At 77.5% G+C, this 534-nt stretch carries 1 protein-coding gene; it reads left to right on the top strand.

The features are described 5' to 3' along the window. Positions 1-534: GGDEF domain-containing protein (locus HW578_RS27520; protein ID WP_198373846.1), on the top strand; the 534-nt coding region annotated here is incomplete at both ends.

Genomic DNA, 534 nt, shown 5'->3' with positions numbered 1-534 from the left:
CGCTGCTGCTGCGCGCCGGCCCGGCGCTCGCCGCCGGGCAGGACTGGCTCGGCATGCTGGACGACCGCGAGCCCGGTGCGGTGCTGCATCATCACGGCCGCCCGCCCGCCGCCTGCGCGCTGGCCGCCTGGCGCGACGCCGGCGGCCGCGACTGGGACGCCGAGGACCTGGCCGTGCTGCGCTCCATGGCCGCGATGCTGGGTGCGGTGCTCGGCTTCGACCGGATGCAGCGCGAGCTGGAACGGCAGGCCAGCACCGACCCGCTGACCGGCCTCGCCAACCGCCGGGCCTTCCTCGATGCGCTGGAGGGCCGCCTGCAGGGCGCGCCCGGCGCGCTGGTCTTCCTCGACCTCGACAATCTGAAGCCCCTGAACGACCTGCACGGGCACGAGGCCGGCGACGCAGCGCTGCGCGCCACCGCACGGCTGCTGCGCGGCAGCGCCGCGCCGGGCGACATCGCCGCGCGCTTCGGCGGCGACGAATTCATCCTCTGGATCGCCGGCGCCGACGAGGCCGCCGCGGTCGCGCGCGCGC

It is taken from the genome of Roseomonas rosulenta, assembly GCF_016106005.1.
GTDB classification, from domain to species: Bacteria; Pseudomonadota; Alphaproteobacteria; order Acetobacterales; family Acetobacteraceae; genus Neoroseomonas; species Neoroseomonas rosulenta.
The sequence above is the reverse complement of the archived record's forward strand: the minus strand, read 5'-3'. Positions and strand labels throughout refer to the sequence as shown.